This window comes from Mesorhizobium sp. L103C131B0 (assembly GCF_000502275.1).
Lineage (GTDB): Bacteria > Pseudomonadota > Alphaproteobacteria > Rhizobiales > Rhizobiaceae > Mesorhizobium.
Genome location: NZ_AYXC01000029.1, coordinates 32,571 through 43,748 on the forward strand (window position 1 = coordinate 32,571; position 11,178 = coordinate 43,748).

The 11,178-nt window shown below is 63.2% G+C and carries 12 protein-coding genes and 1 pseudogene; 2 read left to right on the plus strand and 11 right to left on the minus strand.

The genetic code is table 11. The features are described from left to right. Positions 1-34: 34 nt before the first annotated feature. The 6 genes from X730_RS137225 to X730_RS137200 all read right to left on the minus strand — a co-directional run bounded on the left by X730_RS137225 (position 35) and on the right by X730_RS137200 (position 5,747). Complete coding sequence (locus X730_RS137225; RefSeq protein WP_023682088.1) at positions 35-1,552, minus strand: DegQ family serine endoprotease; 1,518 nt, start codon at positions 1,550-1,552, stop codon at positions 35-37. 238 nt (positions 1,553-1,790) lie between these two features. Then, positions 1,791-1,976 (minus strand): DUF2065 family protein, encoded by a 186-nt coding sequence (locus tag X730_RS137220; RefSeq protein WP_023668333.1) that lies wholly within the window; start codon positions 1,974-1,976, stop codon positions 1,791-1,793. Positions 1,977-1,980: 4 nt separating this feature from the next. Then, entirely contained in the window at positions 1,981-2,958 is a 978-nt protein-coding gene (locus tag X730_RS137215; RefSeq protein ID WP_023682089.1) for a protease modulator HflC, read from the minus strand. Continuing rightward, positions 2,958-4,067, minus strand: a complete 1,110-nt coding sequence (hflK, locus tag X730_RS137210) for an FtsH protease activity modulator HflK (protein WP_023682090.1) — start codon at positions 4,065-4,067, stop codon at positions 2,958-2,960. The genes X730_RS137215 and hflK overlap by 1 nt, the downstream gene beginning before the upstream one ends. Positions 4,068-4,212: 145 nt before the next feature. Beyond that, a complete protein-coding gene (locus X730_RS137205; protein ID WP_023668330.1) occupies positions 4,213-4,731 on the minus strand; it encodes a dihydrofolate reductase in 519 nt (172 codons plus the stop codon). Then, complete coding sequence (locus X730_RS137200) at positions 4,731-5,747, minus strand: DUF4424 domain-containing protein (RefSeq protein WP_023827572.1); 1,017 nt, start codon at positions 5,745-5,747, stop codon at positions 4,731-4,733. Before X730_RS137200 ends, X730_RS137205 begins: the two co-directional genes overlap by 1 nt. Positions 5,748-5,894: 147 nt before the next feature. On the opposite strand from X730_RS137200, the gene cobF reads away from it, so the two are divergent. After that, a complete protein-coding gene (gene cobF, locus X730_RS137195) occupies positions 5,895-6,656 on the plus strand; it encodes a precorrin-6A synthase (deacetylating) (RefSeq protein ID WP_023827573.1) in 762 nt (253 codons plus the stop codon). Between the two features lie 50 nt (positions 6,657-6,706). Here the strand turns inward: cobF and X730_RS137190 are convergent, their stop codons facing one another. The 4 genes from X730_RS137190 to modA all read right to left on the minus strand — a co-directional run bounded on the left by X730_RS137190 (position 6,707) and on the right by modA (position 9,741). Next, a complete protein-coding gene (locus X730_RS137190) occupies positions 6,707-7,048 on the minus strand; it encodes a winged helix-turn-helix domain-containing protein (protein WP_023827574.1) in 342 nt (113 codons plus the stop codon). Positions 7,049-7,117: 69 nt separating this feature from the next. Beyond that, on the minus strand, positions 7,118-8,230 hold the full coding sequence (modC, locus tag X730_RS137185) for a molybdenum ABC transporter ATP-binding protein (protein WP_023668327.1): 1,113 nt from the start codon (positions 8,228-8,230) through the stop codon (positions 7,118-7,120). Continuing rightward, complete coding sequence (modB, locus tag X730_RS137180; RefSeq protein WP_023667413.1) at positions 8,227-8,931, minus strand: molybdate ABC transporter permease subunit; 705 nt, start codon at positions 8,929-8,931, stop codon at positions 8,227-8,229. The genes modC and modB overlap by 4 nt, the downstream gene beginning before the upstream one ends. 15 nt (positions 8,932-8,946) lie before the next feature. Further along, positions 8,947-9,741 carry a molybdate ABC transporter substrate-binding protein gene (gene modA, locus X730_RS137175; RefSeq protein WP_155922541.1) on the minus strand — a complete coding sequence of 265 codons (795 nt, stop codon included), beginning with the start codon at positions 9,739-9,741 and terminating at the stop codon, positions 8,947-8,949. Positions 9,742-9,900: 159 nt separating this feature from the next. Between modA and X730_RS137170 the strand changes: the two are divergent. Then, a pseudogene (locus tag X730_RS137170) lies at positions 9,901-10,098 on the plus strand (TOBE domain-containing protein). Between the two features lie 28 nt (positions 10,099-10,126). Here X730_RS137170 and X730_RS137165 read toward each other — a convergent pair. Further along, positions 10,127-10,921: a thymidylate synthase gene (locus X730_RS137165; RefSeq protein ID WP_023827576.1), complete on the minus strand. Its 795-nt coding sequence runs from the start codon at positions 10,919-10,921 to the stop codon at positions 10,127-10,129. Between the last annotated feature and the right edge of the window lie 257 nt (positions 10,922-11,178).

Sequence of the window (11,178 nt, forward strand, 5' to 3'; positions counted from 1 at the left end):
CCCTGAAAACAACCGGTTATGGGGCTTTCCGGACTCAATCCATCCGGATCGTCACGAAGCGCAACTCGCCGGTCTTCGAGGCCAGCATCAAGAGCGCGTTCTTGCGGCCCTGCTCCTTCAGCGCGCCGATCCGGTCCATGACGTCCTTCGGGGTCGCGACCGATTCCTGGGCGATTTCGGTGATCACCTCGCCGGCCTGGATGCCGCGCTCGGCGGCGGCCGAATCCTTGGTGACGTCGGTGATGACGACGCCGGAGACGTCGGCCGCGATGCCGAATTTTTTCCGTGTGTCGTCATTGAGCTCGCCGACGGTCATGCCGAGCACCGAGGCCGTGGAGACCGCGGGCGCCTTGTCGCCGCCCTTGTCCTCATCGGTAGTGCCGTCCTCACCGGCAGCGACCTTCTCGCCGTCCTCAAGCCGGCCGAGCGTCACCTTCACCGTCTGCTCGACGCCCTTGCGCACGATGATCACGTCGACCGCCTTGCCGACCGGGCTTTCCGCCACGACGCGCGGCAGGTCGCGCATTTCATGGATGTCCTTGCCATCGAACTTGATGATGACGTCGCCGGCGAGAATTGTGCCGTTGTCGACCGGTCCGCCCTTGATGACGCCGGCCACCAGCGCGCCCTTGGCGGTCGCCATGCCGAGGCTCTCGGCGATGTCGTCGGTCACCGGCTGGATGCGCACGCCGAGCCAGCCGCGACGGGTCTCGCCGAACTGGCGCAGCTGGTCGACGACGCCCGAGGCAAGCTGCGAGGGGATTGAGAAACCGATGCCGATCGAGCCGCCCGACGGCGAGATGATCGCCGTGTTGATACCGATGACCTCGCCCAGGCTGTTGAACAGCGGCCCGCCGGAATTGCCGCGGTTGATGGCGGCGTCGGTCTGGATGAAGTCGTCATAGGGGCCGGAATTGATGTCGCGGTTGCGGGCCGAGACGATGCCGACCGTCACCGTACCGCCAAGGCCGAACGGATTGCCGATCGCCATCACCCAGTCGCCGACGCGCATCTTGTTGGAATCGCCGAATTTCACCGCCGTCAGCTTGTGGCCCTTCGGGTCGACCTTGAGCACCGCCACGTCGGTCTTGGTGTCGGTGCCGACCAGCGTCGCCTTCAGCGTCACGCCGTCGGAGAAATTCACCTCGATATCGTCTGCATCGGCGATGACGTGGTTGTTGGTGACGACAATGCCTTGCTCGGCGTCGACTACGAAGCCGGAGCCCAGCGACTGCACCTTTTGCGCGCCGCCATCCTTGTCGCCGCCACGGTTCTTGAAGAAGTCGTCGAAGAAATCCTGGAACGGCGAACCCTCCGGCAGCTGCGGCATCGGCACCGCGCCCGGACCTTCCGTGCCCTTCACGGTCTGCGAGGTCGAGATGTTGACCACCGCACCGAGCAGGCCTTCGGCGAGGTCGGCAACCGAAGCCGGTCCGTCCGCGGCCACCGTCGGCGTCACGAAAGCCGGAACGGCAAGCGCGCCGACCATAAGTGCCGCAGCACCTGCGATGAACGTCCGCCGCGCCGCGCGCAGAAGGGTGTTGGATGTCATCGAAAGCCTCCCGGAATCTGAAAAGAAAAAGCGCTTCGGCAAAACGCCGCGTCGCGTCATGTTGGCAAGAAATACGGCACGTTTGCGGCTATGGCCACATCAGGAGGATAAATCCTCCATTACACCTTAGAGCGGTTCGCCGTTTCGCGGAAACGGCGAACCGTTCAATCCCTTTGCTTTTACGCAATTCCGGACGGAAAACCGCTCACACTTTCCTGGAATTGCAGATCAGCGGTCCTCAGCCACGCACCAACCAGACGATGCCGACGCCGATGGCGATCGCCACCAGCCCGACGATGCGCAGCGCAATTTCCGGCGTCGACAGCACTTCGCCGGCAAGACGTTTGGCAAGGCCGGGAAAGCCGCCATAGACCAGGCCCTCGACAACGAGGACCAGGCCTATGGCCGCAAGGAAATCCTGCACCGCCCTACTGGGCGGGTGCAGGTTGTGCAGCCGGCGCGGCAGGTGCCGTCGCCGGAGCCGCAGGCGCCGTCGCCGGAGCCGCAGGCGCCGCCGGCTTCGCGTCCGTCCCGTCCGGATTGCGGAAGAAGCGGAAGAACTCCGAGTTCGGCGACAGCACCATCGTCGTCCCGGAGTTGTCCAGCGCCGTGCCATAGGCATTCATCGACCGGTAGAAGTCGAAGAACGCCGGATCGCGTTTGTAGGCGTCGGCAAAGGTCGCACTGCGCTGGGCTTCACCTTCACCACGCAGGATTTCCGATTCCTTGCGCGCCTCGGCGACGATTTCCACCACTTCGCGGTCGGCGCGGGCGGTGATGCGCTGCGCGGCCTCTTTGCCGCGTGCCCTCAGCCGTTCGGCCTCGGCCAAACGTTCGGCCTTCATGCGGTCGAAGGTCTGCTGCGAAACCTCGGCCGTCAGATCGGTTCGGCGGATGCGCACATCCTCGATCTGCAGGCCGAGCGAAGTGGCGTCGGGCCGAAGCTGATCGCGCACTTCGCGCATCATCACGGCCCGCTCTTCCGAAAGCGCCGCCTCGAAGTCGCGCAGACCGTAGACACGGCGCAGCGCCGCATCGAGACGCGTCCTCAGTCGTGCTTCGGCCAGTGTGATCTGACCGGACACGGCTGAGCGGAACACCCGCGGATCCGAGATGCGGTACGCGATGAAAGCGTCGACCTCGTAGAACTTGCCGCCCGAAACCTGGACGCGGATGTTGTCGAGATCGAAGCGCAGCACCCTGTTTTCGATCAATTGCACGCTGTCGGCGTCGAAGAAGGCGAAAGGCGCCTTGAAATAGATGCCGGGTTCATTCTTCACGTCGACGATCTCGCCGAACCGCAGCACGAGCGCCTGCTGGCGCGCGTTGACCACGAAGACCGAGGAGTAGAGCAGGAACAGAAGCACGGCCGCGATGACCGCGATGATGGGAAGACGATTGGCCATCACTGGGCTCCTCCCGTGGTCGCAGGCGGCGGCGCCTTCGGCTGCAGTGCCGGCAGCGGCAGATAGGGAACGACCCCTTGCCCATTGCCCTGTTCGACGATGACCTTGTTGGAATCCTTCAGCACCTTCTCCATCGTTTCCAGATAAAGCCGCCGGCGCGTCACGTCGGGCGCCTTGGCGTATTCGTCATAGACCGAGATGAAGCGCTGCGCCTCACCTTCGGCTTCCTGTACGACACGGTTCTTGTAGGCTGCCGCGTCCTCGCGGATCTGCGCCGCGGCGCCACGCGCCTGGCCAAGCTTCTGGTTGGAATACTGGTTGGCCTGCTCGACGAACTTGTCTTCGTCCTGCTCGGCGCGCTGCACTTCGTCGAACGCGTCGGCCACTTCACGCGGCGGCGCCGCGTCCTCGATCGAAACCGCGTTGACATTCAGGCCGGCCTTGTAGCCGTCCAGCGTCGTCTGGATGATTTCACGCACCGAGGCGGCGATGCCCTGACGGTCGTCGCGGAAGATGTCCTGCGCCGGTCGCCGGCCAACCGCTTCGCGCATGGCGCTCTCTGCGACCTGCTGCAGCATGCCTTCGGGATCGGAGACGTCGAACAGATAGGCCCGGGGATCGGAGACCTGATAGGCCACCGAAAACTGGACGTTGACGATGTTCTGATCGCCGGTAAGCATCAGCCCCGACGAGTTGCCGCTCGTCGCGCCGCCACCACCGATATCGACGAGTTGTTCGGCGATGTTGGCCGTCTCGACGGTTTCGACCGGCCACCAATGGAAATGCAGACCCGGCTGCGACAGCTCCGCCTTCGGCTTGCCGAAGCGCAGCTCGACCGCAACCTCGTCCGGCTGCACGGTGTAGACCGCCTTGAACGCCCACAGCACGATCAGAGCCGCTGCGATCAGCGCAAAGACGGCCGGGCTGGCGCCGCCGCCGCCGGGCAGCGCGCGCCGCAGCCGGTCCTGGCCGCGGCGGATGATGTCTTCGAGATCGGGAGGTGACCCCGGCGGGCCGCTAGGCCCCTTCGGTCCCTGCCCCCAGGGTCCCTGATTGTTGCCGCCGCCGCCCCATGGGCCGCCGCCGCCGCTCTTGTCGTTCCAGGGCATGAATGTCCTTTCGCTTGGGATTCCCTCAGCGCCGACGTTGCGGCGCAAAATCCAGTTGTTCTTCTATAGGGACGCAGCGATGCGCTTTCAACGCGATCCGCTGCCGAGCATGTCCGTTTTGGACGTTCGCGACCCTTTTATCGTCTCAATGCACGCCGCGGCGTCGCTCGTAAACCGAATAGCGCGTCGCATGGCTGTCCTTTTCACCGGCCGGAACGTCCTGAGCGCTGACAAGGCGCCACAAATCCGGATCGATGTCGGGAAAATGCGCGTCGCCATCGACCGTCGCCAGCACATGGGTGACGTGCAGCCGGTCTGCCAGCGGCAGCGCCTGCGCATAGATCTCGCCGCCACCGATGACGCAGATTTCGTCGACGCCGTTCATGCAACGCCCGCGCACCGTGGCCAGCTGGATCGCGGCCTCCAGGGAGTGCGCTACCTCTATGCCCTCGGCGCGCCAGGCCTTGTCGCGGGTCACCACGATGTTCAATCGGCCCGGCAGCGGCCGGCCGATGCCTTCATAAGTCTTGCGGCCCATGATGACGGGCTTGCCCATCGTATCGGCCTTGAAGCGCTTGAGATCGGTGGACAGCCGCCACGGCAAGCCGCCGTCGCGCCCGATGACGCCGTTCTGAGCAATGGCGACATAGATTGCGACGTCCATCAGTTGGCTTCCCCGGCGCCGTCATCCGACGGCTCCAAAAGCAATATGTCGATGTTGTGCTCGGGATAGAAATCCTGCGCCTTCGTCTCGAAGGTCGTCGGCCCAACCTTCTTGACATTGCCGCCGCAAAACGAGATCAGCGCTTTCGGGTTGCCCTTGTCGACGGTCAGCTTGAACTTGCCGATGCTGCCATTGGCCCAGTTGCCGCCGGTGGTCAGGATATAGGCAATGCGGTTCTCGTAAAAATGCGGATAACCGTCGGCCTTGGCGGCCTGCCGCACCGCATTCTCGAAGCTGTCGTCCATGCAGTAGCGGGTCTTGTAGTTCGTGTACTGGCTGCCCTCGGTGAACTTGCCGTCATAGAAGAAACTCACCGATGACGTGCCGCCGACGCTCGGTTTGTAGCGGTGCGAGACGTGGACATCCTTGTTGGCCGGAAATATCGCGCGCCACCAATAGGTCGAGCGCAACTGCCACCACGGCGTATAGACCTTGTTCGCCTCGGTACCGTCGCTGCCCGTATCCTCGATGATGATGCCGCGGTTTTCCCAATCCTCGGCGACCGTTTTCGGCAGCTTCGCCAGGGCCGCCTTGGCCGCATCGCCGAACGGATTGAACGGCACGTTCTGCGCCTTCAGATCGGCGCCGATATCGATGCCGACAGCGAACACTTTCTGCTCGAGCTGCGGCTTTGCCGGCGCTCCGTCGATCGTCACCTCGAAGCCAAGGAAATTGTCGCTCTGGTTTTCCGGGATGGCCGGCATTTCCTCCGGATTGCCTTCGATGTCCGGCAGCGGAAAAGCGACGATGGCATTTACATCCTTGTCGGTGTTGTTGTGGAAGACGTAGTCGACCGTGATCTTTTCCGGCGAGATATAGAGGTCCTCGCTTTGCATCGACACCGCGTCGCTACGCGACAGGATCAGGCCACCTGTGCCGAGTTCGGCGGTCGTATCATTGGCCAGCGCGGGCGCTGCTGAAAGCGCCAGCGCTACGGTCAGAACATATTGCAACATCGAAGCCCCTCGCCAAGAATGCCGCGACCCTAGCCGTTTCAGTGTGGCGTTTCAAAGCCTTCCGTCTCCCAACAGGACGCCACAGTGTCTGGACACGCCAATCGGCGGTCTGGACTAACAGGTTTCGATCGGGCAGGAGTTCGCGTCATGCGCAAGCTTCTCGTCATCGGCATCGGCGCCGGCAATCCCGATCATATGACCGTGCAGGCGATTGATGGCCTGAACCGGGCGGACGTCCTGTTTATTCCCGACAAAGGGGCGAAGAAGAACGACCTTGCCGAATTGCGCCGCCAGATCTGCGACCGTTTCGTCAGCAATCCGAAATCGCGCCGCGTCGAGTTCGACGTGCCGGTGCGCGCCGAGCCGGCGCCTTCCTATCGCTCGACCGTCGATGACTGGCACGAGGCCATCGCCCAGATCTATGAGAGCCTGGTCCGCGACGAACTTGCCGAGGACGGCTGCGGCGCCTTCCTGATCTGGGGCGACCCCTCGCTCTATGACAGCGCGCTGCGCATCCTCGCGCGCGTACGACTGAGGGGCAATGTCGCATTCGAACTGGAGGTCATTCCCGGCATCACCGCCGTCCAGGCGCTAGCCGCCGGCCACAAGATGGCGCTGAACCGCATCGGCGACCCCGTGCTGATCACCACCGGCCGCCGCCTCGCCGAACAAGGCATGCCGCACAATGCCGGCAGCGCCGTGGTCATGCTCGACGGCAAATGCGCCTTCAACACGCTGGCAGACAAGGATCTGATCATCCACTGGGGCGCCTATCTCGGCACACCCGATGAGATCCTCGTTTCCGGTCGCCTGGGTGATGTTGGCGAAGAGATTGAGAGGACGAGAGAAGAAGCCCGGAAAAGAAAGGGCTGGATCATGGATACGTATCTGCTGCGAAAGCGGGAGTAGGCAGTAAGGTTCTTCAGTTCTTCAGTTCTTCAGTTCTTCATTTCCTCCCCTCACCCAGCATCAATCTCGGCCTGCAAGGCGTCCATATGCGTGGCCGCCGCTGCCGCCGCAGCGCGCTCGATAGCGCGAAAACGGCTGACGACTGCAAGGCCAACTGATGTCAGCTGCGCGCCGCCGCCCTTTTTGCCGCCGGTCTGCGCCGCGACCAGCGGCTTGCCGAACACACGGTTCATATCTTCCACCAGATCCCAAGCGTGCTTGTAGGACATCTCCATGCCGCGTGCCGCAGCCGAGATCGAGCCGAAAGTGGCGATCTGCTCCAGCAATTTGATCTTGCCCGGACCTATGCGCCCGTCCGGATCGAGATTTATCCGCAGGCTCAGCGACGGCATCTCTTGTCCTCCACGGTCACACTAGCCCCTCTCGACCCATAGCGCTATTCCAAAACGATATAGCGGCTATCAGCCATCCGCTTCGGCCGGCAGCCCGGCGCCGGTGTTGGCGCGGTCGAAACTGACCGTCTTGATCACCGCGAACACCTTGCCGCCGAGTTGAAGGTTCAGTACCTGCCTGGATTGTTCGGTAATGCGCGCAAGCACGGTTGCGCCATTGCAGTCGATGCCGATTTCGACCGTCGGCCCCTCGCCCGAGCCGATTGCGACGATGGCGCCCGGCAGGATGTTGAGCGCACTGAGACCTTTCGGCTGTTCGGTGGCGATCATCACGTCGCGGGCGCGGATTCGGATGCGCACAGGCGCGCCGACCGAGACCGCCAATTGCGGCACCCGGATTTCGCCCGCCGCCGAGCCGAGCACGGTCATCCCGAAGATCTCATCATGGCGCAGCACCTTGGTGTCGAGAACCGCGCCGCCCTCGCCGCGTTCCTCCGCCGGCAGCAATTCGAGCCGTTGCATGATCGCGCCGGTCGGGCCTGAGGCAGCGACCTTGCCTTGCGCCATCACCACCACGTCGCTGGCCAGCCGCGCCACCTCGGCGACGGAGTGGCTGACATATACGATGGGCAGCTTGGTCTCGTCGCGCAGCCGCTCGATATAGGGCAGGATCTCGGCTTTGCGCGCATCGTCGAGCGAGGCCAGCGGCTCGTCCATCAACAGCAGTTTCGGGCTGGCAAGCAGCGCCCGGCCGATCGCCACGCGCTGCTTCTCGCCGCCCGAGAGCTTTGCCGGTCGCCGGTCGAGCAGAGGACCGATGCCGAGCAGTTCGACGACCGCGTCGATATCCGCATAGCGCTCCGCCGGTGGCGTGAACCAGCGGCCATAGCGCAGATTGCCGGCCACGCTCATATGCGGAAACAGCCGCGCGTCCTGGAACACCATGCCGATCCGGCGCTTGTGCTTCGGCACGAAAATGCCGGCATCGGTGTCGACCAGCACACAGCCGTCGACCGCGATACGGCCCTTGGTCGGCCGGATCAGGCCGGCGATCACGTTGATCAGCGTCGTCTTGCCGGAGCCCGATGGCCCGAACAGCGCCGTCAGCCGCCCGGCGCTTTCGAAACGCGCGTCGACGGCGAAACCGCCGAGCCGATGGCTGATGTCCACCAGCACGCTCATTCGATGTCCATCCGCCGGCCGACGCGCCGCGCCAGCACTTCCGAGGCGACCAATGCGGCCATCGAGATGACGATGGAGATCAGCGTCAGCCTGAGCGCCCCGTCATCGCCGCCAGGCACCTGCGTGAAGGTGTAGATCGCCGAAGGCAGCGTCTGCGTCTCGTTGGGAATGTTGGAGACGAAGGTGATGGTGGCGCCGAACTCGCCCATCGCCTTGGCGAAGGACAGGATCGAGCCGGCGATCAGCCCGGGCAGGATCAGCGGCAGCGTGATGGTGGCGAAGACCCAAATCGGGTTGGCGCCGAGCGTTCCCGCCGCTGCCTCCATTTTGCGGTCGACCGCCTCGATCGACAGCCGGATCGCCCGCACCATCAGGGGAAAGCCCATGATACCGCAGGCCAGTGCGGCGCCGGTCCAGCGAAACGAGAAGACGATGCCGAAATGCTCGGCCAGGAACGCTCCCGCCGGCCCGCGCCGGCCGAAGGTAAGCAGCAAGAGATAACCTGTCACCACCGGCGGCAGGATCAACGGCAGGTGAACCACGCCGTTGAGCAGCGTCTTGCCCCAGAATTTTCCGCGGGCCAGCAAAAGCGCCATCAAGATGCCCGGCGGCAGGCTGAACAGCATCGCCACCGTCGCCACCTTGATCGACAGCCGGACCGCATTCCATTCGTCGGGAGTGAGGTCCAGCAGCCAGTTCATGCGTCAGCCGCTACCTTAATTGCTCGGCGTGAGCACGGTGAAACCCTGATCCCTAAACAGCTCCACCGCCTTGGCGGACTGCAGGCACTTCAGGAAAGCCGGGGTATCCTTGTCCTTCGAATCGGTGGTCTGGGCAACCGGATAGATGATCGGCGGGTGCGAATCCTCCGGGAAGGTGCCGACCACCTTGACTCCCTTGTCGGCATGCGCGTCGGTGGCATAGACGATGCCGAGCGCGGCCTCGCCCGTTGAAACCAGCTTGAGCGCGGCGCGCACATTCTCGGCCTGCGCCACCTTGCCTTCGACCGACGACCAGACGCCGAGCGATTCAAGTGCCGCCTTGCCGTATTTGCCGGCCGGCACCGCCTTGACGTCGCCCATGGCAAGCCTGCCGTCGCCAACCAGCTTGGCCAGGTCGAAGCCTTTCTCGATCCTGGTCTCAACCTTGGAATCCTGTGGCGCCACCAGCACGATCTGGTTGCCGAGCAGTTTCACCTCGGTTTCCGGCTTGGTCAGTCTCTTGTCGGAGAGGTACTTCATCCAGTCGAGATCGGCCGAAATGAACACATCGGCGGGCGCCCCGAGTTCGATCTGCTTGGCCAGCGCCGAGCTCGCGGCGTAGGAGACGGTCGCCGCTTCACCGACATCGGCTTCGCAGGCCTTGGTGACGGCGTCGAGCCCGTCCTTGAGGCTGGCTGCGGCAAACACGATCACCTTGTCTCCCGCGTGAGCCGCCGGCATCACGGCCATCAGAGCTACGGCAAAGCCGCCAATCGCGATTGCCCTCATACCAAAACCTTTGTGCCCCAACATGAAAACTCTCCCTGGGCTTGAAATCTGCTGGCTCGACTCCTGCCGACCGATATATCTGGATGAATATAACAAGGGAAGGCCGCCTCCTGCGAAAGCGTATGTTCGGCATCGATTGTTCTGGTTTGGACGTGCACCGAAACCCGGAAAGGAACTCCGATGAAGATCAGCGCCCGCAACATCCTCAAGGGAACGATCGTCGAGATCGTCAAAGCACCTCGCCTGTCCGCGGTGATGTCGGCGGCTCCGTCGTCACGCTTCGATCACCAACGAGGCCGTTGCCGATCTCAAGCTCGAAAAAGGCAAGCAGCCTATGCCATGATCAAGGCAACCGACGTCATGGTCGACATCGATTGAGGGTCGGAATTGATTGACGGTGGACGGATCAGACCGCGATCGGCGCCTTGATCGACGCGTCGGCAAAATAGTTTTCCAGCCGGAAATCCTCGAAGCGGAAGGCGAACAGGTCCTTCACCTCCGGATTGATCCACAGCGTCGGCAGCGCCTTGGGTGTGCGCCGCAATTGCTCGCGCGCCTGCTCGAAATGGTTGGAATAGAGATGCGCATCGCCCAGCGTATGGACGAACTCGCCGGGCTTCAGCCCGGTCACCTGCGCCACCATCAGGGTCAGCAGCGCGTAGGAAGCGATGTTGAAGGGTACGCCGAGAAAAATGTCGGCCGAGCGCTGGTAGAGCTGGCAGGACAGCTTGCCGTCCGAGACGTAGAACTGGAACAGGCAGTGGCAGGGCGGCAGCGCCATCGCCTCCACTTCGGCCGGGTTCCACGCCGAAACGATCAGCCGGCGTGAATTCGGATTCCTGCGTATCTCCTTCAGAACATTGGCAATCTGGTCGATCGACCCGCCACGGCCATCCGGCCAGGAGCGCCACTGCTTGCCATAGACCGGGCCGAGATCGCCATTCTCGTCGGCCCATTCGTCCCAGATCGAAACGCCATGATCTCTAAGGTATTTGATGTTGGTGTCGCCGGCCAGGAACCACAGGAGTTCATGGATGATCGACTTCAGATGCAGCTTCTTGGTGGTGGTGACGGGAAAGCCGCACGACAGGTCGAAGCGCATCTGGTACCCGAACACCCCACGCGTGCCGGTGCCCGTGCGGTCGCCACGGTCGGCGCCATTGTCCAGCACATGCTGCAAAAGGTCGAGATACTGGCGCATCGGCTTCGCCTCGATTCGGGGTTACCGCCATCATAACCGACTGGCCGCCGGCCGAACACAGCAAAAGGGACCAGAACGCGGCTTGCCCATCACTCTTCAAGGGTTAGCGCTGCCCCTCACCTGCCTGCCGGCATCCTCTCCCCGTATAGGGCATAGGCGCTAAGATAGGTATTGCCCTGCGGAATCGGGTGTGATTCTACACTGCGATGACACACGAATCGCTTGTTGATGACGGCTGGGCCGAGACGATTGAGCTT